The following is a 23,321-nucleotide window of genomic DNA, read 5'->3' as shown; positions in this document are numbered from 1 at the left end:
ATGCGCATAAAAATAAACATAGTCTGGTTTAAACGTGACTTACGCCTAAGCGATCATCAGCCTTTAAAAAATGCGTTTAGTAACGGCCTGCCTACCCTTTTAGTTTATAATTTCGAACCTTTACTGCTTAATGATGCGCATTACAACGAGCGACATTGGCGCTTTGTATATCAATCTATTTGCGACTTAAACACTCAGTTGGCTCGCTTCAACAGCCGCGTGTATATATTCAATGAAGATATGCAAACCCTGCTTGAATCGCTTCACTCGCAGTTTGAAATCACAAACCTCTTTAGCCACCAAGAAATAGGGCTAAACAATACCTTTGAGCGTGACATAGCAATTAAAGCCTGGTGCCAACACCATCACATTAACTGGTTAGAGTCGCCAACGGGGGCTGTGATACGTGGCAAAAGAAATCGCAGTAATTGGAACGAGCGCTGGCAACAAACCATGCAAGCACCTATTGCTATACCTAATTGGAAGCAAATAAAACCACTTGCTCTTACTGATTATCAAACACCTATACTGCCGAGCGCCTACACGCAAGATAATGAACATTTTCAGCACGGGGGCCCTCGACTTGCCCGTGAAGTAATGCAAAGCTTTTTTGCTGAACGCGGTAAGAGTTATCAAAAAGGAATATCCAGCCCAAGCTTAAGCCGTACACATTGCTCTAGGTTATCGCCCTATTTAGCGTGGGGGAATATCAGCCTGAGGCAAGTGTATCAAATGGCGATTGACGCATACCATAGCACTTCTGCTGATAAAAAAGGGTGGAAGCGCCCGCTTGCCGCGTTTGTATCACGCTTGCATTGGCATTGCCATTTTATGCAAAAGTTTGAAAGCGAATGCACCATGGAATTTAAAGCGCTAAATCCGGGGTATCATGCATTTCCGTATCGTGATGATGCCCAGGTTGCCAGCGATATTGAACGCTGGGCACAAGGGCAAACCGGTATTCCTATTATTGATGCCTGCATGCGCTGTTTAAAAGCCACCGGTTATATTAACTTTAGAATGCGCGCTATGCTGGTTAGCTTTGTAACGCATCATTTAAACATTAGCTGGCAACAGGCAAGTTTTCCGTTGGCTAATTACTTTTTAGACTTTGAACCGGGAATTCATTACCCGCAAATTCAAATGCAAGCCTCTGTCACCGGTATTAATACTATTCGTCATTACAACCCAATTAAGCAATCGGAAGATCAAGACCCAACCGGTGCGTTTATAAAAAAATGGTGCCCCGAACTTGAAAAGCTCCCCATTGAATATTTACATCAACCTTGGGAGCAAACGCCCATGGAAGCGCTATTTAACGACTTTAAACTAGGTGAAGACTACCCTGAGCCAATGCTTGATTTAACCACCGCCTCAAAAGAAGCCCGCGAACGGCTATGGCAATACCGAGAACGGCCCGATGTAAAACGCGCCATAGGTAAAATTCTTAAAAAACACGTGGCTCCAACTCAAAAGGTTACCCGCGTAAAACGCAAAACTCGCAGTAACAGCAATAAAGAGAACACCTAATTATGGCGCACAAAAAACTTAACTTACCGCAAAAAATTTGCCCAGTATGCAATAAGCCGTTTGCGTGGCGTAAAAAGTGGCAACGAGATTGGGATAACGTTATTTATTGCTCAGAGCGGTGCAAACGCAGTAAATAGCCGCTTATAAAAACCAATACACGCACATTCGCTTTAATCTCACTTTATATCTTACATAGCTGTTATAGTGGTTAACGTTTCAACTTGTTATTCAATGCAAGTTAACACTCTACCCTCTGCCTGCTCAACATTCATTACACCTAGCACAGCTAATTAAAAGAACCCCCTTTACCAAGCCTTATTTTTACAACCATGGCGTGAGCTTGCCTGTAAAACCCCTCTTTGTTTGTTAGCGATGTAGCATTATTCGTTTATAAACTCAGCATACTTTAATCAAGGATATAGCATGAGTGAATTAACTATTGGCGTAATTGGAACATCACGTAAAACAGATGAAAGACGCTACCCTATTCATCCTGCGCATTTAATGCGTATACCTGAAAAACTCAGAAAAAAAATGATTTTTGAGCAAGGTTATGGCGCAGCATTTAATATGAGCGACGAAGAAATTGCAGCACTGACAGGCGGCATTGCCACCCGCAGTGATATTTTAACCCAATTAGGCACCGTCATTATTGCCAAACCAGTGCTTGCTGATTTACAAAAACTTAAAGAAGGCGGCACAATTTGGGGCTATGTACATTGCGTACAACAACAAGTAATTACCCAAGCTGCCCTTGATAGAAAGCTCACTCTTAATTGCCTTTGAAGCATGTTTGTATGGTCACCACAGGGAGATGTGGGCCGTCATACTTTTTATAAAAACAATGAAATGGCAGGTTATTGTGCGGTGTTACATGCACTGTAACTAAAAGGCATTGAAGGCGAAGCTCGTATGATAGTGGTTGAGCACGATGGGTCGCAGCGCCCGCTTACTGAGCTTATTAGCGAAGCTGACATTATTGTTAATGGCACCTACCAAGAAACCGCAAACCCCGTCAATTTTGTGATTGAATCTGAAGCCGATTGCTTAAAACCCAATAGCCTTATAATAGATGTAAGTTGTGATGAAGGAATGGGATTCTTTTTTGCAAAGCCAACAACATTTAAACACCCAATGTTTAGCTATAAAACCACGGATTATTACGCGGTTGATCATACCCCTAGCTACTTATGGGAAAGTGCAACGCGCTCTATTTCTGCCGCGCTCATTGTATACTTGCCAACTGTTTTAGCCGGCCCAGAGCAATGGCAAAAAGACGAAACCATTCGCCGCGCTATCAATATTGAACACGGAATAATTAAAAACAACGTTATTTTAGCGTTTCAAAACCGTGAAAGCGCCCCGCCTTATCACCTGCAAATAGCTGACATAACCTAAATTCGGGATAATAAATAATCCCAAACATAACGTGAACCTTGTTTATTCAATTATTTGGCTTCTATTTTGCAACTACCTATGTAAATAACGCTTTTTAGCAGTTTTACCGTGTAGTGTTTACAACGTATTGCAAACACTACACGGTATGACTAATTAATCTAAAAAGCCTACACCCTCAACAAGGAGAACATAATGACGATTAAAAAATCTGCAAGTTCAACATGGTCTGGTGATATTAAAAAAGGGAAAGGTTATATCTCAACGCAAAGTGGCGCATTAGATAACCAGCCGTATGGGTTTAATACCCGCTTTGAAGATAAGCCAGGATCAAACCCTGAGGAATTAGTGGGTGCAGCACATAGTGCCTGTTTTGGTATGGCTTTATCGCTGGCACTTGGTGAAGCGGGCTTTAACGCTGAGAACATAAACACCGAAGCAGTGGTTAGTTTAGACGAAGTGGATGATGGCTTTGCCGTGACGCACATTGCCCTTGAAGTAAATGCAACCATTGCAGATATTTCAAATGAGCAATTTCAAGCATTGTGCGAACAAACCAAAAAAGGCTGCCCTATCTCAAAATTATTAAATACTGAGATTTCGCTTAACGCCACACTTAAGTAAATACCGAGTGTATTAAGCTAGGCGCAAAGCGCTTAAAGCTCATGAAAAGTAAGGTTATACGCATGTAAAAAAGCCATAACCTTATTGCTACTTTTTCATTAATCATAGAAATAAAGGCACTGTTTAATCGCGGTGAGTTACAAAAAGGTAAACAAAACAGTTAAATAGATTATGTAAAATATCAATACTTTGTTAGGCTTAAGGGCAGGCTTAACCACACCTTATTTTGTGGGTTAAAACAAAGGGTACGATGAATGATAAATCACTAAATTGCGAAAAAGTATCTTGTAGCAATTGCGCTGATTCGAATGAACTAGATTTTGACTTTACCATGGCATTTCAGCCTATTGTAAATTGTCAAAATAATACTATTTTTGGATATGAAGCACTTGTCCGTGGTTTAAATAATGAATCGGCCTACTCTATTATTTCTCGTGTTAACGATACTAACCGCTATACGTTTGATCAGTTATGCAGAATTAAAGCGATTGCACTTGCATCAAAGCTAGGTGTAGATTCGATACTCAGTATTAACTTTTTACCAAACGCTATCTACAAGCCAGAGCGTTGTATTCGTACCACCCTAGAAGCCGCTAAAAAGTATAACTTCCCTTCAACAAATATTATGTTTGAATTTACAGAAGTCGAAAAAATAGAAGACAGCGCACATGTTAAACGTGTTGTGAGTTATTACCAAGAATTAGGCTTTAAAACAGCCACCGATGACTTTGGTTCAGGCTATTCTGGATTAAACCTATTAGCCGATTTTCAAACTGATATTATCAAGCTTGATATGGCGCTGATCAGAGATATCGACAAAGATAAAAACCGCCAGGCAATCGTTACCCACTGTTTAAACATGTTTAGCGCACTAAATGTTACAGCTCTGGCTGAAGGCATTGAAACCGTTGAAGAATATCAGTGGTTAAAACACGCAGGTATTGAGCTAATGCAAGGTTACTTATTTGCAAAACCTGGGTTTGAATGCTTGCCAGAAATTGATTTTCAATAGCACACCGTTGCTATAAAAAACCGCCGTTACGGCGGTTTTTTCGTATTAGATATAGGTTATATATCCAAAATTACATATTCCCCAGCTCTATCATCATTGCGGTGTACATACGTAAATTAAGTGCTAATTGCTCAAGGGTAATAAACTCATGTTCTGAGTGTCCGGTGTAGCGTTTGCCCGGCATAGATGGGCCAAACGACACGGCATTATCAAATAGTTTGGCATTTGTACCGCCCCCTATTGAAACAAAATCAGCGTTTTTATCACCCGTATAATACTTAAAAATATCAAGTAGCTTTTGCGCATGGGGTGCGCTATCTAAAAGCATGGGCTTACCAATGGTGATTTTAATGTTAGCTAACGTAACCTGATTAGCCGTTTGCCAATTAGCAAGCGCAGTATCAATTTGTTGTTTAAGTAACGTCTCATCTTTACCAACCGGACGGCGAGCATTGACCGCTAAAGTAAGCGCATTACCCTCACGTTCAATAACCGTAGGCGCTACGCTCATTGGCCCCATAAAGTCATGTTCATAAGCAATTTCGCCAAACTGTTTACCGTAAATATCTAAACCAATAAGCTGATTAACAAAATCAATGAGCTGGCCATCACTGTTGTTTTCAAGCTCAACGCCTTTAAATATTTCAGCTAAATAAGCAATGGCGTTAACGCCTGATTCCGGTTCAGATGAGTGAGCCGACATGCCTTTAACACTTATGGCCAGCGCGTTATTTTGCTCTGTAAAATTAAATTCAACTTGCTTAAGTGTGTTAGCTTTTGCTTTTAATTGATTAATTAATGTTTCGTTGGCGTTATGTAGTAATAGGCTGGCATCTTCAGGGATTTGACTGGCAAATGCGCCGCCGGTTACACCACTGACATACACACCGGTTTGTGGTGATGTTGCATCAAATGTTGGCGCAATTAAGCTCCAGCCTTTTTCAGCAACCACTACAGGGTAAGAGGCATCGATGGTTACCGCATACTTTGGTTGCTGATAAGTTTTCATAAACTCAGTTAACGGCCCCCAGTCAGACTCCTCCGCTAGGTAAATCATTAATTCAATACGGTTATCAAGCGCTATGCCTTTATCTTTTATCGCCTTCATGGCGTACATTGCAGTCGCAATAGCGCCTTTGTCGTCTTCGGTACCACGGCCAATTAATTTATCCGGCTCTGAGGTGTCAATAATAAATGGGCTTTGTTTCCATTTGCTGGCATTAGCGGGTTGCACATCGCCATGGGTTACTATGGTTACCTTTTCAGTTTGTTGCCCCATACTAATAAGTACGGTGTAACCTAAATCTTGATAATCAAAACCAAGCTCAGCCGCTTTCATTTTTAGTAACGCTTTAAAGCCAATAAAGTCGGGATTTTGTGGTGCGCTAACATCACTTTTATTGACCGTTGGAAAAGATACCAAATTTGTTAGTGTATGTACTTGCGCACTTTGGTAGGTATTTACAGCGTAATCAGCCACGCTGTCATTAATTTTATTTAATTGTGCATGAGTATTAAAGGCCAATAAAGCAATACTAGCTAAAGCTAACTTTTTCAAAACAAATCCCATTTAATTAACGACTAAGAACCATAATTATAACGCCCTTGTGTAATAACAAACAACGCTTTGCGACAGAGCGTAAAACCGCCACTATATTTATCTAACAGCTTTACTAAAGATGCCTGTATAATGCGCACCTTAAAATTACGGGGTTAATCATGAATCGCAGAAAAAAGATCATTACAAAGTTTAATAACAAAGATAAGCGTGCTAATGCCAAGCTGCATAAAAGCAACAAACCGGCTTATATTTCAAAAGCAGAGCGCGCCAAGCTTGCTGAGCAAGATGCCGAACAAGCAATTGAGCACGGGGCTAACGAGGTAGTGCAAACAAGCGTTTAATCGTTATTGTGATAGGGTGAGAGGCTTAAATTGAGTGTTAAAAAACTTAAAATGAGCCAAATAACGAACCGCCACATAGCAAACTACCCCACTGGCCACAATCAATTCAAACGTTGCTAAATACTGTATTTGCTTAATAAACTGCAAATCAATTCCCACTGTATGCATCCATGCGGCAAGTTTAAATAACGCGGTAGCACCAATGACCACAGGGAAAGTAAACGCAGCGTAACCTGGGCAAAATGGACGGCGCAATAATTTAAAAAATGCGACATAAATTATAAAGGTCATCAGTACTGCAATTCCAAATAACAAGCCAATAATAACCGGTGACGGCTCGCTGTTCACTGCAAAGTAACCAGCTAGCGATAAACTTGCTGGCGCAGCTAAAATAGCCAATGTAGGCTGTGCAGCATCAGGAATGTGCGCTGCAAAAATGATCCGGTAAATCATCATAGGTAACATAACTGCATACATCAGCATGCCAAAATAAAGCGCCCCTTGCGCTAAAAACAGCAGTGCCGGATTCCCTGAAAACGCGACATCGGCAACAATGATCCCAACCGGCGGTACAAACCAGCTTGGCACCATATGCTCAATTTTAAATTCAATCATGCGATGAGCAATAAAGCTGATTAAAAAAACTACATGCAATAAAAATGCACCTACCCAAAGCACATCTCCCGCAAGGGAGTAAAACTGCCCTAAAGAATTAGACACCACTAAGGTAGCCATAGCAAAAGTAGGCACCACACTTCCCACAACTGGGTGGGCTAAATCGGCTTTAAGCAGTTGAGGATGTAATAAAAACTTAAGTGTTAACAATAGCAATAATACGCTCGCAATAGCGGCACCGGTATATTGTGCTACGCCATTTAGGTTAGCCATACTCTCCCAAGCCCAACCTAGGCTGGCAATACCTAATGCCAAACCACCCATTGGTGTTGGTGCACCTGATACTTTTGTTTTTATATGTTTAAACATCTCTATTTCACCCTGTGGTTATAACTTACAGAGAAGTTTACGCTTGCACTTTGTTAAGTTAAATCTAATTATATAGAACATACGTTCAGTAAAACTAAACATGGCATAATGAATATTTCACTTAAGCAACTTAAAGTATTTGTAGGCATAACCCAGCACAACACCCTTACAGCAGCGTCTGAATCATTGTTTCTATCTAAAGCGGCGGTGAGTATGGCGCTTAGCGAGCTTGAAAAACAATTAGGCCACCCACTGTTTGACCGGGTAAATCATCGCTTAATTTTAAATCAAGAAGGGCAAAAGTTACTGCCCTTGGCCGATGAATTACTGCACAGAGCAAATGATATTAATACGCTTTTTTCGTCCCACGCAAAAGCCAATGGCACGTTAAAAATAGGTGCTAGCGATACCATTGGCAATCATGTTTTGCCCTCAATACTCAGTGGGTTTCGCCAACAACAGCAGCATTATTCTCAGCAGGTTTTTATTTCAAATTCTGAGCTTATTTGTCAAAAACTGCGCGACTTTGAACTCGACATTGCATTAATAGAAGGCCACGCCCAGCAAAGCGACTTAATCTCAACCGTGTTTAGCCAAGACACTATGTGTATTATTGCACCGCTATCCCACACTTTAGCTGCAAAACCACAGCTTAGTTTTAATGACTTGGCAAACAGTCAATGGGTATTAAGGGAAGCTGGCTCTGGTTCACGCTCATTCTTTTTACAAAACCTTGCTACGCATATCGATAATTGGAGCCAAAGTTTTGAACTCAATACCACAGAGGCATTGATCAACAGCGTTGCAGAAGGGTTAGGGCTGGGATGCTTATCGTCACTCGCGGCACAGTACGCTTTAAACGATGGCCGCGTTACGCAGCTTAACTTAAACCACCCCATGCAAAGACAGTTTTGGTTAGTGATGCATAAAGACAAATACAAAAATCCGCTGCTAACGCAGTTTATAGATTTTTGCGTTCACAATTAATCTACTCTTTTGCGTGTGTTATAGTTTTTATCTTAAATCAAATACCACTTTCTGGGAGAAAGTCTATTAATAATGGGGATTAAAATCATCGGATAGTGCCTTTCAGATAAAGGCTACATTTATCTTTTTCACCTCCTTAACTTCAAAAAGGATAAATTGACTTTTCCGTTTTAAGTGTCATTATTAAACAAACAAAACGCAAAAAAAAATATTTGAGTTAACATGGCTAAACCAAGTGTTGAAAGAGCACCCAAATTTGAACTTTCGAATGTAGACTACGAAAAAATAGGCAAATACATTAACAAATATGACGCTACAGATGAAAAAGGACATTATTTACATTGGAGTCTATTAAAATGGAGAGTCCCTCAAGCTGAAGCAAAAGATATTTGGTCTGCTATAAAGTTCAAAAGAACAATGCAAATGAAGTACATACCACTAAGATGTGATAAAGATAATTTATTTTCATACTGCACACCGCATTCAATGGAAGCAAAGCTTCATAAGATTATTAAAATTGCTGGTGGTAGTGTTGGTGCTGTAGCTGATAAAGCCGCATCAGATAAAATTCAACGTAAGTTTTTGGTCTCTTCTCTAATTATGGAAGAAGCTATAACAAGTGCCCAACTTGAAGGTGCCTCGACTACAAGAGAAGTAGCAAAGAAAATGCTGGAGGATGAAAGAGAGCCTGTAGATGAAGACGAAAGAATGATTCTCAATAACTTCTTTCTTTTGAAGCTTGCCGAGAAAAAAGCTAAAGCTGATTTAACCTTAGATCTAATTCTAGAATTCCACCAAAAGGCCACTAATTTAACTACGGAAAATAATGTTATCCCTGGTGAATTTAGAGAGGATAATGATATATATGTAGAAGATGATAGAGGAGAAATTGCTCATCAACCACCTAGCTTTGAGAAAATCTCTGAACGACTTCAATGTGTTTGTGATTTTGCAAATGAAGACCACTCTGGAATGAATGGTGGTGAGTTTATTCCCCCAGTAATCAAAGCAATTATCCTTCATTTTATGATCGGTTATGAGCACCCTTTTAGAGATGGGAATGGGAGGACTGCGAGAGCACTATTTTACTGGTTTATGCTTAAAAATGAATATGAGCTTTTCAGGTATATATCAATCAGTAAATTACTTAAAGACGACCCTAAAGGCTACGGCCTTTCTTACATGTATACAGAAAGAGATCAAAACGATTTGACATATTTTATCGATTTTCAACTTGATGTAATTTTAGATGCTTTTGAAGAACTACAAGAATATCTTAAATCTAAAACCGAAGAATTTAATGAAGTACTTCAAATTTTAGAAAATTCAAAGTTCAGTAATATATTAAACTTTGTGCAAAAGGATCTTGTCAAAAAAGGTACAAAAGAGCCTGGGAGAATTTTTACAGTTAAAGAAACTGCAAATTCTTACGGTATATCTGAAAATACTTCGAGAGGATATTTAAATAAATTAGTAGATTTGAAACTGCTTTTACCCACAAAAGACGGTAGAACTATTTTGTACTTTGCTCCATCAGACTTAATGAATAGATTGAAAGTAAATTAATTATTAATAGCCGCCATAATAAAAAAGTAACTTTCTCAACTTAAACCGTCAGACTCGATTAACCTAAAATCGGATCTGACGGCTGATACTAACTTACTCTCTCACTTTAAAACGCGTAACTCATAGCTAAATTAATAGAGCGACCCTGCCCTGCTAATTGATTGAATCCCTGCGTTGAATCTTGTTTAAACTCAGCAATACTTACGCCGCCTAGTGGTAATTCATAATACTCATCAAGCAGGTTGGTAATATCAACACTCACGGTCAATGCATCCCAACTGGCTTTAGAGCTTAGGTTTAGTAAATGATACTGCTCGGTTTGGTTTTCTAGGCGGTTGCTATCTACCCGGGTTTTACTATCGACCCACTGCCACGTGAGTGAGTTTTCAAAGCGGCCTATTTGCTGGTTAATCCCAAATTGGGTTTGCAGTGGCTTAATTTGATAAAGCGGCTGATTGGTATCGTCGCGCTTACCACGGGTGTTGGTAATGTTAGCTTTTAATAACCAACTACCATACTGCTTAGACTCGTGCAGAGTAGCAACCGCATCTAGCTTTACGCCATAAAGCGTGGCATCTAGGTTATTAAACATAAGTACATTACGAGTATTGGCAGCAAGCACTGTGCGGTTAAAGCTTCTTACTCTGTTGGCATCAATATAATCATTTACATCGCTCACCCACGCATTGGCACTGATACGCCAGCTATCGTCTTTTGCCATAGTGGTGTAAGTGGTACTTAGCGTGTGCGCGGTTTCAGGTTTAAGAGCAATGTTACCAATATAGCCATTACCATCGCCGTACCAACCTATCATGGTGGTGGCCATATTGCCCACCCCCCAACTGTAACGTTCGTATAAATTAGGTGCGCGATTTTTACGAGCTAAACCAATTTGTAACTCGTCATTATTGCTTAGTTGATAGTTAATCAGCACGTTTGCATCGACTAGGTTGTCTGTTTGTTTTTTATTCTGATCATTAAACTCTTTAGCGGCCATTGCATCGCTTGGCATCGCCATGGCCATCGCACTCATAGCGGCCATACCTGCGTTGTATGCTTGTACGTCGTCGGTATTGGTTATTACATTTTCAAATCGAACGCCTGCATTGAACCACCAGCGAGTATCTAATTGGCTTTCATATTCAGCAAGCAAGGCAATACGCTGACGCCGGCCGTTATTAATATTGTTGTAGTCATTTGGCCCCATCATCATTGAGCCTTCAACCGCAGGCCACCAATCATCAATATTCATATAATGGTACTCTTGGGCGAGTAATAACTGGCTGTTGTTATCAAGCGCTAATTGCCATTTTAACTGAGTGCTTATATCTTCGGCGTCGGTTTTCATTGGCATTTTTCCAGTTTTTTCTGCGCTGAAAAAGCCCATTTCATGCTTTACGCTATGCCAATTTAACTGCGCTTCAAGCTCACTGTTTGTAAAAGCACGCTTATACTGGGCAACAGCGCCATAGCTGGTGTTATCTGTCATATCCATATATTGGTTAGCAAAGCCTTGATAGGGTATTTTTTGATGGCTTAGCTTAACCACTAATTGTTGCTTATCATCGCGCATGGCAGCACTTAAACTATGGTTTTGCGCGCGGTATAGGGTGTCGAGCACTAAATCGCCGTTACCATCTTCATAACTGTTAGCATCGCTAAACGCACCTTGATAATTAAAACTGAATACGTCGCTGGCAATGCGCATGCCCGCGCCGACCTTTTTGCCGTTATCTAGTGTATTGTATTGGGCTGATACGTAGCCAGAGTGCCAGCCAAGTTGCTTGCTTTCACTGTACTGAGGCGAAATAGAATTAACCGCGATCACCCCTGCAATATTATCGCCTCCCGCGCTTACCGGAGAAATACCCGCAACCACTTTGTAGCTACTAATTTGATTGGCTGAAATATACGACAGTGGCGGGTTCATTTGATTGGCACAGGCGGCGGTGATTTGCGCTCCATCGACCAGTACCGCCACTCTATCGCCCATTAAACCATTTAAAACAGGTAAGTTAGCCATGCCACCGGCGGTTGAAAAGTCCACACCTAAATCAGTTAATAACGATTCAGATGAACCTAACGATAGGTGTTTGTTTTGTGCTTGACCGTGTACTTCAATAATTTCAATTGAGGCGTCATCTGCAAAGGCAACAGGCGATAGTACGCCACTTATAACAAGTGCCAAAGGCGATAATAAATAGGAGGTTAAAGGATTTTTTTTATCAGTCATTATTGATTTACCACAAAAATTTTGTGGGTAAATTATACGTGCTGCGGCAAGTTAAAAAGCGCGACATATTGTCGCACTTTGTTAATTTTTAACCCTGTTCGTCATCAAAAATGTCTTCTATTTTAAGTTTAAACAACCTTGCGGCCTTAAAAGCCAGTGGCAAGCTGGGATCGAACTTGCCCTTTTCAATGGCATTAATCGTTTGGCGCGATACATCCAACAGCTCGGCCAACTTTGCTTGAGTGAAATTATGCTCGGCTCTTAACACTTTTAATCTATTTTTCATTCATCACCTGCGCAATAGTGTTTATTAAGCACATACACACTAATTAAATACACCGCCCCCATTAAAAACATTAAGTCGGGTATTTGCGCTTTAAAATCAATTAAACCACTCAATTGTAAATTGGTGTATGCCAGCCCGCCTACTAACACTGCACCTAAGGTAAACCCCATGGCACTGAGATGTATTTTTTGCATTAATTCATCCATGCCTTGCAAATAGCGCTTGTTGGCTAAAATCATCCCTACGCCAGCAGCCAAATTTATAATAATAAAAAAGCCACTAATTAGCGCTGAACGATCCCAGATTAAAGTGGGGCCAAAGCTGCAAATAGCTAAAGTAAAAAGCCATATTAAGGTCCATTTAGCTAGGTAACTGGTATTTTTAATTTGGCGTTGTTTTAAATTTAATTCTGCTTTCATTGCCTTTATCCTGTTTTTAAAAGTAATGTTTACTTTACAAATATCATTCATGCATTACAAAAAGTCAAGTTAACATTACATTTTAAATTTAACACTGCTTATTTTTGATTGCGTTAATACTTTGCTGAACTTACTTAACCATCCTTTGGTTGGCTTAAGTTAAATTTTATTCATCTTAAATTATGGTTTAGTCCATGACGAAAGTGAGCTTTTAATTTAAAATGCACGCCTCTTTACTCCTCATTTCCACATTCAACTAAATAAGCGTGTGTGCTTTATTTTTAAGCGCACTGGCGTTTAGTTTGTTATTAAATTTTATTTATTATCTTCAAGGATTTATATGGCCGTTGATACTACATCGCCGTCGGGTCAGCCCAATAGAACCGCTATTTTAATTGTGCTGGCGTTGGGTACTTTTATTTTGGGGTTATCTGAATTTTCTATGATGCCTATGTTGCCATTAATTAGTGAGGCTTTTGGCAGTACCCCGTCACAAAGTGGTTATGCTATTAGTGCTTATGCTCTTGGGGTGGTGGTTGGCGCACCCATTTTAATGTTGGCAACGGCAAATATGCGAAAACGACGAGCGCTATTATTATTTTTAAGCTTAATGTGTATTTCAAACAGTTTAAGTGCATTAGCGACATCGTTAGAACAACTGGTGCTGTTTAGGTTTTTAAGTGGCCTTCCCCATGGCGCTTATTTTGGTGCCGCGTTATTACTGGCCTCTGATATAGCACCGCAAGGAAAACGCGCTAGCTTTATGTCAAAAGTGTTTATGGGCTTAACCATAGCCACTATCGTTGGTGTGCCGGTGGTGACATTGGTTGGGCAAAATCTTAGTTGGCGTTATTGCCTCGCTGCGGCTGGGGTGTTGGCGTTTATTGCCTTTATTTTTGTGTATAACGTGGTGCCTAATGTTAAAAACACCCATACCTCTAATATACTCAACGAATTAGGGGTGCTAAAAAACAAACTGGTTTGGTCAATATTAGGGATTGTTATTATTGGCTTTGGTGGCGTATTTTGTATTTATACCTATGTGGCCGATACGATCTTAGAGGTCACTCAGAGCGCGCCCTATACAATTTCAATTGCTATGGTGATGTTTGGTATTGGCTCTACGCTCGGTAATTACGTACTAGGTAAAGCTGCCGATAAATCAGCGATAAAAACCACCGGATTTACGCTTGCCTCTACTATTGTTTTTGCATTTGCATATGTAAGTGCCAGCTATAATATTTATCTGCTGTATGCGGTTATATTTTTTATTGGCTGCAGCTTAGGACTATCAACCTTAGTGCAAACGCTATTAATGGATGTATCACCTGACGGCCACGCCATGATTGGGGCATTAGTGCAGTGTGCGTTTAATATTGCAAATGCTATTGGCCCTTGGGTTGGCGGCATTGCTATTGCAAAAGGGGCAGCGCCAAATCAAACAGGCTATGTTGCTGCGGCTTTATTTTTAGGTGGGCTGTTAATGTGGCTGCTTAGTTATATACAAATTAGCGGCAACAAAACTAAACAGGCACAGCCTTGTTAATAAAAACAAAAAGAGCCGCTAAGCGGCTCTTTTTAAATTTTACTCTTTAGCGTATTAAACGCTAATAGATGACATATCAATAACAAAACGGTATCGCACATCAGAGCGTTCCATACGCTCATAAGCGGTGTTAATTTCGTCTATGTTGATCATTTCACACTCTGGCAGTACGTTGTGTTCACCACAAAAATCAAGCATTTGCTGTGTTTCTGCAATGCCGCCAATTAACGAACCGGCTACACGACGACGCCCCATTAAAAGAGGAACTGTGTTTAGCTCATCTACTGGGCCTACTTGGCCAACAATAACCAAGGTACCATCGATATCAAGTAGCGGTGTGTAAATTGATAAGTCATGCTTTACGGGCACGGTATCAATAATGACATCAAACGCTGACTGCGCATTTTTCATTTCATCATCATTGTTTGATACTAAATAATGCTGTGCGCCGAGCTTAATTGCATCTTCTTTTTTAGACTCAGTACGACCAATAACAGTAACGGTTGCACCCATTGCTACTGCATTTTTAACCGCCATATGACCTAATCCACCAAGGCCTACCACAGCAACTCGGCTACCTGTTTTTACACCCCATTTATGTAACGGTGAATAAGTAGTAATACCGGCGCAAAGTAACGGCGCCACGCGCGATAATTCTAAGTTTTCAGGCACTGATAATACAAACTCTTCGCGTACTACAACGTGTTTAGAGTAACCACCTTGAGTCATTTCGCCGTTAACTCTATCGGTCCCGCTGTAAGTACCGACCATGCCTTCACGACAAAATTGTTCTTGGTGATTATCACATTGGTCACAGCTTTGACACGAGTCAACCATACACCCTACGGCAACGGTATCGCCTTGTTTGTATTTTTTTACATCACTACCGACTGATATTACTTTACCTACAATTTCGTGCCCAGGAACTAATGGGTAATTACTACCCCCCCAGTCGTTACGCACTGCGTGTAAGTCTGAATGGCACACACCACAATATAAAATTTCTATTGCTACATCGTTATTTCGTAAATCGCGGCGCTCAAAAGAAAACTCTGTAAGCAAAGAACCTTGACTTTTTGCTGCATATCCGACTGTTTTCATAATAACTCCATAGTTTATTAAAAATTATCAACAGTATGCATTGTCAGCTATGAACATAAGCTGATCATGTGCAACTGCAAATAGCCCTGCAAAACGCAAGAGCTGTTTATTAGTATTCAATTATTCCACAACAACAGCATTTAACTCTTCAATCAGTGTCTTAATTAATTAAATCGGTAGAAATATCATGAATTGGCGGAACACTTTTTGCTGTATTCATCATGTTAATCGGCATTGCAATCGCAACAGCTGCAAAAAAAACCGTGTTCACGCACTGGTTAGGCTCACTGTTTTACGCATGAATAGCACTTGAACTAATAATAAAACTAATGCTGCCCCACCTAGATAAACGCCTAATCTAAAACCGGCAAAGGCAGTACCTAGCTCAACCATATTAAATTTATAAAGAGGCCCCGGTAATACCACCATTAAAAATGCGATAAGCCCAACTAAGCTCACTAAATGTTTCATTGCCTACTCCGTTATTGTTATATGGTTATTGTTTTTTAAACAGCTTTATACTGTTAACACTCCAATTTAGATTACTATGACCGATAAGTATCTATAAAGTCATAATTTATTGCCCTTTTAAAGTAGATAACTTGACTCCTTGGTAAAAATCAACAAACTACGGGGGTAAAATTATCAGGGTATTATTATTTATGAAAACAGAGATTAGTTATCGATTTGAGTCATCACAAGTGGCAAACCGCTTTTTACACGAATTAAAAGATTGGCCAGTCAATGACGTAAAAACACGTCTTTTTAATGGCGGCGACAGCGTTAAAGTAAGCTACGAATACGACGAAAGCGGATTTGATTATACCGTTGCCGAACTTGATGATTTAGCCGAGCAACACGGCGGACAAGAAGTATCGAGTTAAAATACTTATACCTACGCTCAATAGCCACAACACACTTTGTAGCCATGCCTACATTGTAAACTTTAAGCTTACAAAGTTATGTAGCAATAGGTATTACACAACGTATTAAAGACCCCTTATTAACTTCACTTTCAACGTCTACGTACCCGTGATGCTCTTTAACTACATTGTAAACAATGGCCATTCCCATGCCTGTTCCTTGGCCTACGGGTTTAGTGGTAAAGAAGGGATCGAACATTTGTTTAAGTGTATCAGCGTCCATTCCACAGCCGTTATCTGCGACTTCAATGTAAATATTATTTTTATTAGTGAATAACTTAATGGTTATTTTCCCTGCTGATCGTGCAAGTTATCACAGGCGTGTTTGGCATTAATTAATAAGTTTACAAACACTTGTTTCATAGATGAAATATTACACCGTGTTAGAGGTAACTTTTCAATGTGTAACTCTATAGCACACGTCCCTAGCTGGTTGTCGAGTAGTTTTAGTGTGCCATTGAGTGATTCTGTAATATCTGCCATTGCAGTTACATTGTCTTTTAGGCTTGCAAAGTCGACAAGGTTACTAACAATATGAGCTATGCGCTCTAATCCCTCTTGGGTATCATCAACTAAGTCATCAATATCCTCCACAATAAAGCTTAAATCGTTCTCTTGATTGAGCTGAACTAAAATAGACTCTAACTGCGATAGTGAAATTGATTTATCTACAAATTGTTGAGCCGCCGTTATTAACGAAACCAGGACGGGCTTTATAAATTTTATACTTTCTACATTACTGGTTATGTAAGCTAGCGGGTTATTTATTTCGTGGGCATCCCAGCTGAGAGTGTCCCTAGCGTGGCCATTTTTTCACTTTGCATTAAGGTTATTTGTTGGTTGTTGACCGTTTCAAGCTTTTCTTTTAGCTCTTAATTAACAATAAACAATGCCCGTGTTTTGTCTTCTAGTAGGGTTTCTAATTGATCTCTGGCTGATTTTTCGCGCAGATGCGCTTTTTTATAATTGTAGTCGTCTTCAGCCATGGGGAGTCTCATATTTTATTTCAATTAAACACGAATCAAACCCATCATGCATACACTGGGCATGGTTAAGTTTAGCATCAACCCCATAATGAGCCGCAGCACCAAAAATAAGCCCTTCGGCGCACAAACCCGTCTTCAATAATTTGGGCGTCAATTTCAGGTAAATTAGGCTCATGAAAAAGCTTAGCTACTTCAACATGAATTACTTTATCAATACCAATAATGAGATCAGCAAAACAATTAAAGTTAGCAACAATGCTTGGATGACGTGCCTTTAAGTGAGAAAATAAATACTCTCCAAAGGCCTTCAATACCTCTGGCATAAACATAGAAAGTGCAATTGCTACATCATTTGCATGGTCAACATTTAACACTAAGTAAAATTAACAAAGCGTGATCACATTCTGCTTTTTACTCTATTAGTGGCAACGCTATTGACAGGATCGTCTGGCCAAAAATGTTTGGGGTAGCGCCCTTTCATCTCTTTTTGTACCTCGCGGTAACTACTATTCCAAAAATGTGCTAAGTCTTGGGTTAACTGTAGTGAACGCTTGCCTGGCGATAACAACTCTATTAGCAATGCTAATTTACCATTAGCTAGCATAGGTGTACTGGTTAAACCATATACTTCTTGCATGCGCACACTAAGCTTGGCGGGGCCATCAAGTTGGTATTCAATTTTTATGTTAGAGCCACTTGGTACTATTAGTCGCAGTGGGAGTAAAGATTTTAGCTCGCTTTGCTGTTGCCAATTAAAACAGTTTTGTAGTGCCTCAAAATAATTAAACTTTTTAAGTTGCTCAAGGGTTTTAATATCTTCAAGGTATACCCCTAACCAATTACCTGCTGTTTCAATGAGCTGCTGCTGATTAATAACAGGAAATTGTTCTGGCATCAATTTGCTGGCTAGGCACATTCTAATAAGTAACTGCTCACTTTCTTTTTGCTCGTTAAACAGTGAAAAGCCCTGTTTGGCAAACACACAAAGCCATGCCTTGGCACGCTCTGTTTTATCAAGCTTATGTTTACTTGGTTGGCTGCTAAGGGTGATTTCTCCAAGTTTTACTTCATCTTGATGAATAAACCGAGCAGCTTTTTCATCAAACTCGCAGCGGGTCAACTCAGTGAATAAATGCGGTAAATGCTCTTTAAGCGCTAATGGATTTAGCGCCGTGGCAGAAAAAATACGCTCGCCTTTGTGTCCGCCCATACTGGCAATAGCTATATATTCGTCATTATGCCAGTAGTCAGGGTTTAGCTCGGCCCCTGCGCCATTTGCTAATAAGTATCCATTGCCGCGTTTTTTAGCGATGCGATCTGGATAGCCAAGCGACACTAATAAGCTTAAATGATCGGTGTTTAAGTCTGTTTTGCTGTCGGTAAATTTTAAGCGTTTTAACCAATAATTTAATTGTTGCTTAAACACAGGATGCGGACGCTGCTGTTGACTATGCAGTGCTAGGTTGAGCTCATTGGCAGTGCTAACTCGGCTTTCTAGTAAGGCGACTAAATAAATAGCTAAACGATAAATTCCGCTTAACTGTGGTTCTAGCATTTGCGCTTTTAATAACATGTGCGCTAGGCGAATATCGGCACCAAAGCCCAACATTTTACTCCCCAGTGCGGTGAGCTTACCGTGGCTATCTATCGCTTCAAGCATAGATAATAAATTGGTAGCTTGGTTGCATTGTTGCTCACTCGGCGGGTCAAGTAAGGTGAGTTCACTAATGCTTGCGCCCCATTGCTTTGCCTCAAGCATCAGTTGGCTAATATCTGAGGTCAAAATATCAGGGTTATCGTGGCTGTTTCGTCGCTCAAAAGTTTGTTTTGAACCTAAACGATACACAACCCCTGGTTCTATTCGTCCTGCACGCCCTGCGCGTTGTACTGCCGATGAACGAGATATACTTTGAGTCGTCAGCTCAGTTACACCGGTTTTTAAATTAAAGCTGGCTGCACGGCGCTTGCCGCTATCAATCACAATTCGAATAGCTTCAATGGTTAAGCTGGTTTCGGCAACATTGGTGGTCAGTACTACTTTTCGCATCCCTTGAGGCGCAGGTGCTATTGCAGCTTGTTGATTGGCTTTATCTTGCTCACCAAATAAAGTGGCGACTAGGCAGTTACTAGGTAAGTCGCTCAATGCTTGTTGCACGCGCAGTATTTCTCGTTGACCGGGTAAAAATACCAGCGCACAGCCGGTTTGCTCATTGAGTGCTTGTTTTATAATAGCGGGGATGGCATCAAGCCAGCGGCTTTCATCTTTTATTGGGCAATATATTTCGTCAATGGGGTAACTTCGCCCGCTTGACTCAATTACTGGGCAATTAAAAAACCCAGTGTAGCGTTCGCTATCAAGGGTGGCCGACATCAGCATAATAGTTAAATCTTCACGCAGTGCCGCTTGCGATTCTAAAGCAAAAGCCAGCGCGGTATCTGCTGCGATGGAACGCTCATGAAACTCATCAAAAATCAGTAAATCAACATCACTGAGCTCAGGGTCATTTTGTAACATGCGTGTCAGCATACCTTCGGTGACTATTTCAAGGCGCGTGTTCGCACTTACTTTACTCTCACCTCGGACCCGTAAACCGACACTTTGCCCCAGCGTTTCGTTTTGGCATTGGGCTAGGTAATTGGCAATATTACGTGCAGCTAAGCGTCGAGGCTCCAACATCACTATGTGTTTATAATGCCCATCGCGCATAAGCTGTAATGGCAACCACGTTGATTTACCAGCACCAGGCGGCGCTTGCAGTAAGGTGATTGGGTTGGCTTTTAAAGCATCAATGAGTGAAGTATATATTTCTTGAACCGGCAGCACGCTATTTACCCTAAATTACTTTGCCGCCATTGTAGCAAAAATTAGCAGTTATTTATGCAGAGTACGACTATGCGCTTGGCTGATCATTTCGTCTAACGTTTTAGCCTCTTGCTGCTGCGCTTATTTTGATCAGCACGATGCCTATTACTCACTATTCCTTCTATGCCTTTGGTAAAGCTCATTTGCTTAAAACAAGCTTGCTGTTGACGTAATTCATCTTGCTGTGAATCATTAATCCGCGCTTGTTGCTGCGCTGACAAACCAAATAAAATGCGTTTCATCCCTGATAAATTTTGTAAGCTTATCGCCGAGCTCATTTTCTTATTTAGTCACTTTGCGCTATATTTTTACTTTACTCCTATTATTACCTTTCAAAACCCTATCTTGAGTCCAAAAATAGTCCTTCCGTTAAAGCTTAGTATTGTTAGCTTTTGTGCAACTTTGCGGCTAATTGTATTTATAATAAGCAAATAGTGGCTAACGCCACCTTTATTAGACTAAAGAATGATTGCTGCTGAATCTGCTGATTTTATGACCTTTTTGCTATTATGCATGGCAAGAGCACACTGTAAAAACAAAAACATAAGACATTGAATTTAAATATCTTTTAGCTTTAACAAGCCATTTACAACACATCCCTTTGCTATTTTTGTTAACACTTACAAAGCGTTAAGCTGGGCTATGCACGACCTTTTGCCTAATTACAATCTGTAGCAAGCTGTTTTACTCTGCGCACTCAATGTTCATTTGCTTTGTAAAAGCTGTATTTTTATTTTGAGTTAGCAACTAAGTTGCAGGAGAAGTCATGACCACCAAGCCGCTAGATGATAATTCATCTGATGCTATACCAGGAGCGGATACTCAAACCGTGTCCGATAGCTATGAAAATCTTCATAAACCCAGCTCTGAGTTTGAAAGCCGCGACGCTTATCTAGAGCACGAACTGCAAATTATGCAGCCAAAACGCTGGCGTCCAAATTTACCGTTTAGAGATTATCGCTTTGAATTTGAAGACACCATTCCAGCGATGGCCGCAACTATAGGTAAAGTTGTGATGGTTGCAGCCATTGCTGCCACTTTTGCAGGCCCTTTGGGGTTGAGTGATGGCTTTGTACTTGAAAACGTACGCTACGAACTTTTAATTGTTTCGTTATTTATTTTACTATTTTCTGGCTTTATTTTACCGACCGCTAACTTAGCGGGTACTCATGGCCCACTCATTCCATTAATTCCTATTGTGGTTGCCGCAGGCGGACACCCTATGGCCTTTGGCTTGCTCATAGGTGCCTTTGGATTGATATTAGCATTCAGTAAAGGCGGCAGTCTCATGGCCAAGCTCACCAGTAAAGGGGTATGTGGTGGCTTGCTTCTCTATTTAGGCTTTGTGGGTACCATTTCTCAGGTTAAAAAACTATTTGCATGGGCTGAAGAAATTCAAATGACCCATATTGCCTTTATCGTAATCTTAGCCACAATTTTACTTTATGCTTTATTGGAGCATTACAAAAAACGCTGGTTAGCCGTGCCACTGAGCTGTTTAATTGGTGGTTTTACTGCTTTTGCATTGGGCGCACCGTTTGAGTTTCATACTGCACCGGGCTTACCAAACATGAACCCTATGTACTGGTGGGGCGAAAACACCGGCTGGATGCTTGGCTTACCCACAGCAGAAAGCTTTGTGGTTGTACTTCCTTTTGCAGTTTTAGCGGTTGCTATGTGGTCGCCTGACTTTTTAGGCCATCAAGTATTTCAAAAAATTAGTTACCCAGAGCGTACTGAAAAAGTACAAATGAATATCGACGATACCATGCTTAGCGCATCAACAAGACAAACCTTTGGCTCGCTATTAGGCGGTGCTAACTTTGCGTCATCTTGGGGCACTTACATTGTTCCTGCTGCTATTGCAAAACGCCCTATTCCTGCAGGCGCAATTTTAACTGCGTTATTTTGTATTATCGCGGGTGTTTGGGGTTACCCAATGGACTTAGCTATTTGGCAGCCAGTATTATGTGTTGCCTTAATTGTAGGGGTGTTTATTCCACTACTTGAAGCGGGTATGGAAATGACCCGTGAAGGTAAAACCACCCAATCAGCCGCCATTGTGGTGTTTGCATCAAGCCTAGTAAACCCTGCATTTGGTTGGTCACTAACTATGCTACTTGATAACTTGGGCCTTATTGGCTGTAAAGAAAGAAGTGCTGATTTATCGCGAATGAGTCGCTGGGTCATCCCACTTATAATGTTTGTATTATTAACCGGTGTAATGGCACTGGTAGGCATGCTGCCAGGCATTCCTGCGCTAATGCCTAGCTTTAGACATTAATTCCTTTATTAAACAGCAAAGCGAGCTTTAATAGCTCGCTTTTTTTATACTTATAAAAACCAGCACAGTGTCCCTGCAATAATCCCCCCTGAAGTGACAGTCCCTGAAATAATTACAAGCCACCCTGCAGAATTTTTATAAAGCTCGCCACCAGCTAAAAACCTTTACGCACCAAAAAAGCATAAGCAGTTGATATATTAAGCGTTTCACTTTCTGGTATAGCCTTTGCAACTTTATAAGTGAACGTTAAAAATCATTTTATTAGTAACGCTTTTAAAATGAAAAATCATCACTCTTAATAAGGAGCTAATTATGAATAGCGATCGTATCGAAGGAAACTGGAAAGAACTTAAAGGTAAAGCGCAACAAAAATGGGGCGATCTTACCAACGATGATTTAGATAAAATTGAAGGTAGCCGTACCGAGCTTGTTGGTAAAATTCAGCAAAAATACGGTAAATCCAAAGATGAAGCCGAGCGCGAAGTAAATGACTTTGAGAAAGGTCATTAATATAAAGCGTGTTAACAGCTTTACTTGCTAATAAAAACCGCCAATTGGCTAATGCCAGTCAGTTAAGAACTGACTGGCATTTTCTTATATAGGGTACTTATTCGGCTTCTTTCTTATCACCTTTTGTTATCTTGATTATCATGAGTTCAAAAACTAACGCCATCTACAGC

At 40.4% G+C, this 23,321-nt stretch carries 21 protein-coding genes and 3 pseudogenes; 13 read left to right on the top strand and 11 right to left on the bottom strand.

Annotation, left to right across the window (positions count from 1 at the left end; translation table 11 throughout):
* The 6 genes from CWC30_RS13430 to CWC30_RS13410 all read left to right on the top strand — a co-directional run bounded on the left by CWC30_RS13430 (position 1) and on the right by CWC30_RS13410 (position 4,561).
* Positions 1–1,530, top strand: coding sequence for a cryptochrome/deoxyribodipyrimidine photo-lyase family protein (locus CWC30_RS13430; RefSeq protein WP_138627337.1), 1,530 nt, complete (start codon positions 1–3; stop codon positions 1,528–1,530).
* 2 nt (positions 1,531–1,532) lie between these two features.
* A complete protein-coding gene (locus tag CWC30_RS13425) occupies positions 1,533–1,667 on the top strand; it encodes a DUF2256 domain-containing protein (RefSeq protein WP_010391223.1) in 135 nt (44 codons plus the stop codon).
* A gap of 286 nt (positions 1,668–1,953) precedes the next feature.
* Complete coding sequence (locus tag CWC30_RS18830) at positions 1,954–2,316, top strand: Rossmann-fold NAD(P)-binding domain-containing protein (protein WP_249929871.1); 363 nt, start codon at positions 1,954–1,956, stop codon at positions 2,314–2,316.
* 126 nt (positions 2,317–2,442) lie between these two features.
* Positions 2,443–2,928, top strand: coding sequence for a Rossmann-fold NAD(P)-binding domain-containing protein (locus CWC30_RS18825; RefSeq protein WP_249929870.1), 486 nt, complete (start codon positions 2,443–2,445; stop codon positions 2,926–2,928).
* Positions 2,929–3,120: 192 nt separating this feature from the next.
* Complete coding sequence (locus CWC30_RS13415) at positions 3,121–3,549, top strand: OsmC family protein (protein WP_138627336.1); 429 nt, start codon at positions 3,121–3,123, stop codon at positions 3,547–3,549.
* 250 nt (positions 3,550–3,799) lie between these two features.
* Positions 3,800–4,561 (top strand): EAL domain-containing protein, encoded by a 762-nt coding sequence (locus tag CWC30_RS13410; protein ID WP_138627335.1) that lies wholly within the window; start codon positions 3,800–3,802, stop codon positions 4,559–4,561.
* A 70-nt stretch (positions 4,562–4,631) separates the two neighbouring features.
* On the opposite strand, the gene CWC30_RS13405 is transcribed toward CWC30_RS13410, so the two are convergent.
* A complete protein-coding gene (locus CWC30_RS13405) occupies positions 4,632–6,119 on the bottom strand; it encodes a dipeptidase (protein ID WP_138627334.1) in 1,488 nt (495 codons plus the stop codon).
* A gap of 161 nt (positions 6,120–6,280) precedes the next feature.
* Here CWC30_RS13405 and CWC30_RS13400 point away from each other — a divergent pair, with 161 nt between their 5' ends.
* On the top strand, positions 6,281–6,463 hold the full coding sequence (locus CWC30_RS13400; RefSeq protein ID WP_036983278.1) for a DUF2986 domain-containing protein: 183 nt from the start codon (positions 6,281–6,283) through the stop codon (positions 6,461–6,463).
* Positions 6,464–6,466: 3 nt separating this feature from the next.
* Here the strand turns inward: CWC30_RS13400 and CWC30_RS13395 are convergent, their stop codons facing one another.
* Complete coding sequence (locus tag CWC30_RS13395; protein WP_138627333.1) at positions 6,467–7,447, bottom strand: TDT family transporter; 981 nt, start codon at positions 7,445–7,447, stop codon at positions 6,467–6,469.
* A gap of 108 nt (positions 7,448–7,555) precedes the next feature.
* Here CWC30_RS13395 and CWC30_RS13390 point away from each other — a divergent pair, with 108 nt between their 5' ends.
* Together CWC30_RS13390 and CWC30_RS13385 are read left to right on the top strand one after the other, a co-directional pair.
* A complete protein-coding gene (locus tag CWC30_RS13390; protein ID WP_138627332.1) occupies positions 7,556–8,434 on the top strand; it encodes a LysR substrate-binding domain-containing protein in 879 nt (292 codons plus the stop codon).
* A 222-nt stretch (positions 8,435–8,656) separates the two neighbouring features.
* A complete protein-coding gene (locus tag CWC30_RS13385) occupies positions 8,657–10,000 on the top strand; it encodes a Fic family protein (RefSeq protein ID WP_036983282.1) in 1,344 nt (447 codons plus the stop codon).
* A 106-nt stretch (positions 10,001–10,106) separates the two neighbouring features.
* On the opposite strand, the gene CWC30_RS13380 is transcribed toward CWC30_RS13385, so the two are convergent.
* The 3 genes from CWC30_RS13380 to CWC30_RS13370 all read right to left on the bottom strand — a co-directional run bounded on the left by CWC30_RS13380 (position 10,107) and on the right by CWC30_RS13370 (position 12,938).
* Positions 10,107–12,233, bottom strand: coding sequence for a TonB-dependent receptor plug domain-containing protein (locus CWC30_RS13380; RefSeq protein WP_138627331.1), 2,127 nt, complete (start codon positions 12,231–12,233; stop codon positions 10,107–10,109).
* Between the two features lie 88 nt (positions 12,234–12,321).
* Complete coding sequence (locus CWC30_RS13375) at positions 12,322–12,519, bottom strand: helix-turn-helix transcriptional regulator (RefSeq protein WP_013464415.1); 198 nt, start codon at positions 12,517–12,519, stop codon at positions 12,322–12,324.
* On the bottom strand, positions 12,516–12,938 hold the full coding sequence (locus CWC30_RS13370) for a hypothetical protein (RefSeq protein ID WP_028835426.1): 423 nt from the start codon (positions 12,936–12,938) through the stop codon (positions 12,516–12,518). The genes CWC30_RS13375 and CWC30_RS13370 overlap by 4 nt, the downstream gene beginning before the upstream one ends.
* 340 nt (positions 12,939–13,278) lie before the next feature.
* On the opposite strand from CWC30_RS13370, the gene CWC30_RS13365 reads away from it, so the two are divergent.
* On the top strand, positions 13,279–14,484 hold the full coding sequence (locus CWC30_RS13365; RefSeq protein ID WP_036956818.1) for an MFS transporter: 1,206 nt from the start codon (positions 13,279–13,281) through the stop codon (positions 14,482–14,484).
* Between the two features lie 54 nt (positions 14,485–14,538).
* Here the strand turns inward: CWC30_RS13365 and CWC30_RS13360 are convergent, their stop codons facing one another.
* Positions 14,539–15,585 carry an NAD(P)-dependent alcohol dehydrogenase gene (locus CWC30_RS13360; protein WP_036983286.1) on the bottom strand — a complete coding sequence of 349 codons (1,047 nt, stop codon included), beginning with the start codon at positions 15,583–15,585 and terminating at the stop codon, positions 14,539–14,541.
* A gap of 163 nt (positions 15,586–15,748) precedes the next feature.
* Positions 15,749–16,056 (bottom strand): annotated as a pseudogene (locus CWC30_RS13355) (DUF1499 domain-containing protein); the annotation flags it as partial.
* A gap of 191 nt (positions 16,057–16,247) precedes the next feature.
* Here CWC30_RS13355 and CWC30_RS13350 point away from each other — a divergent pair.
* Positions 16,248–16,469, top strand: a complete 222-nt coding sequence (locus tag CWC30_RS13350; protein WP_008108632.1) for a hypothetical protein — start codon at positions 16,248–16,250, stop codon at positions 16,467–16,469.
* Positions 16,470–16,545: 76 nt separating this feature from the next.
* Here CWC30_RS13350 and CWC30_RS13345 read toward each other — a convergent pair.
* The 4 genes and pseudogenes from CWC30_RS13345 to CWC30_RS13330 all read right to left on the bottom strand — a co-directional run bounded on the left by CWC30_RS13345 (position 16,546) and on the right by CWC30_RS13330 (position 20,635).
* Positions 16,546–17,494 (bottom strand): annotated as a pseudogene (locus CWC30_RS13345) (sensor histidine kinase).
* Positions 17,487–17,868, bottom strand: a pseudogene (locus tag CWC30_RS13340) (heme NO-binding domain-containing protein). The pseudogenes CWC30_RS13345 and CWC30_RS13340 overlap by 8 nt, the downstream one beginning before the upstream one ends.
* A gap of 23 nt (positions 17,869–17,891) precedes the next feature.
* Entirely contained in the window at positions 17,892–20,318 is a 2,427-nt protein-coding gene (hrpB, locus tag CWC30_RS13335; RefSeq protein WP_138627330.1) for an ATP-dependent helicase HrpB, read from the bottom strand.
* Positions 20,319–20,410: 92 nt separating this feature from the next.
* Positions 20,411–20,635, bottom strand: coding sequence for a hypothetical protein (locus CWC30_RS13330; RefSeq protein ID WP_248473347.1), 225 nt, complete (start codon positions 20,633–20,635; stop codon positions 20,411–20,413).
* 488 nt (positions 20,636–21,123) lie between these two features.
* Between CWC30_RS13330 and CWC30_RS13325 the strand changes: the two genes are divergently transcribed.
* Both CWC30_RS13325 and CWC30_RS13320 read left to right on the top strand, forming a co-directional pair.
* Complete coding sequence (locus CWC30_RS13325) at positions 21,124–22,641, top strand: DUF3360 family protein (protein ID WP_008464416.1); 1,518 nt, start codon at positions 21,124–21,126, stop codon at positions 22,639–22,641.
* A gap of 312 nt (positions 22,642–22,953) precedes the next feature.
* Positions 22,954–23,151 carry a CsbD family protein gene (locus tag CWC30_RS13320; protein WP_008111942.1) on the top strand — a complete coding sequence of 66 codons (198 nt, stop codon included), beginning with the start codon at positions 22,954–22,956 and terminating at the stop codon, positions 23,149–23,151.
* Positions 23,152–23,321 lie beyond the last annotated feature (170 nt).

Source organism: Pseudoalteromonas sp. S4741 (assembly GCF_005886135.1).
In the GTDB taxonomy this organism is placed as follows: Bacteria; Pseudomonadota; Gammaproteobacteria; order Enterobacterales; family Alteromonadaceae; genus Pseudoalteromonas; species Pseudoalteromonas tetraodonis.
Note: the sequence above shows the minus strand (reverse complement) of the source record. Positions and strands in the feature narration are given on the sequence as shown.

What these genes read in the sequence shown, in the direction of transcription:
- CWC30_RS13430 (WP_138627337.1), top strand. Translation starts at nt 1, where the DNA reads ATGCGCATAAAAATAAACATAGTCTGGTTTAAACGTGACTTACGCCTA.
- CWC30_RS13425 (WP_010391223.1), top strand. Translation starts at nt 1,533, where the DNA reads ATGGCGCACAAAAAACTTAACTTACCGCAAAAAATTTGCCCAGTATGC.
- CWC30_RS18830 (WP_249929871.1), top strand. Translation starts at nt 1,954, where the DNA reads ATGAGTGAATTAACTATTGGCGTAATTGGAACATCACGTAAAACAGAT.
- CWC30_RS18825 (WP_249929870.1), top strand. Translation starts at nt 2,443, where the DNA reads ATGATAGTGGTTGAGCACGATGGGTCGCAGCGCCCGCTTACTGAGCTT.
- CWC30_RS13415 (WP_138627336.1), top strand. Translation starts at nt 3,121, where the DNA reads ATGACGATTAAAAAATCTGCAAGTTCAACATGGTCTGGTGATATTAAA.
- CWC30_RS13410 (WP_138627335.1), top strand. Translation starts at nt 3,800, where the DNA reads ATGAATGATAAATCACTAAATTGCGAAAAAGTATCTTGTAGCAATTGC.
- CWC30_RS13400 (WP_036983278.1), top strand. Translation starts at nt 6,281, where the DNA reads ATGAATCGCAGAAAAAAGATCATTACAAAGTTTAATAACAAAGATAAG.
- CWC30_RS13395 (WP_138627333.1), bottom strand. Translation starts at nt 7,447, where the DNA reads ATGTTTAAACATATAAAAACAAAAGTATCAGGTGCACCAACACCAATG.
- CWC30_RS13390 (WP_138627332.1), top strand. Translation starts at nt 7,556, where the DNA reads ATGAATATTTCACTTAAGCAACTTAAAGTATTTGTAGGCATAACCCAG.
- CWC30_RS13385 (WP_036983282.1), top strand. Translation starts at nt 8,657, where the DNA reads ATGGCTAAACCAAGTGTTGAAAGAGCACCCAAATTTGAACTTTCGAAT.
- CWC30_RS13380 (WP_138627331.1), bottom strand. Translation starts at nt 12,233, where the DNA reads ATGACTGATAAAAAAAATCCTTTAACCTCCTATTTATTATCGCCTTTG.
- CWC30_RS13375 (WP_013464415.1), bottom strand. Translation starts at nt 12,519, where the DNA reads ATGAAAAATAGATTAAAAGTGTTAAGAGCCGAGCATAATTTCACTCAA.
- CWC30_RS13370 (WP_028835426.1), bottom strand. Translation starts at nt 12,938, where the DNA reads ATGAAAGCAGAATTAAATTTAAAACAACGCCAAATTAAAAATACCAGT.
- CWC30_RS13365 (WP_036956818.1), top strand. Translation starts at nt 13,279, where the DNA reads ATGGCCGTTGATACTACATCGCCGTCGGGTCAGCCCAATAGAACCGCT.
- CWC30_RS13360 (WP_036983286.1), bottom strand. Translation starts at nt 15,585, where the DNA reads ATGAAAACAGTCGGATATGCAGCAAAAAGTCAAGGTTCTTTGCTTACA.
- CWC30_RS13350 (WP_008108632.1), top strand. Translation starts at nt 16,248, where the DNA reads ATGAAAACAGAGATTAGTTATCGATTTGAGTCATCACAAGTGGCAAAC.
- CWC30_RS13330 (WP_248473347.1), bottom strand. Translation starts at nt 20,635, where the DNA reads ATGAGCTCGGCGATAAGCTTACAAAATTTATCAGGGATGAAACGCATT.
- CWC30_RS13325 (WP_008464416.1), top strand. Translation starts at nt 21,124, where the DNA reads ATGACCACCAAGCCGCTAGATGATAATTCATCTGATGCTATACCAGGA.
- CWC30_RS13320 (WP_008111942.1), top strand. Translation starts at nt 22,954, where the DNA reads ATGAATAGCGATCGTATCGAAGGAAACTGGAAAGAACTTAAAGGTAAA.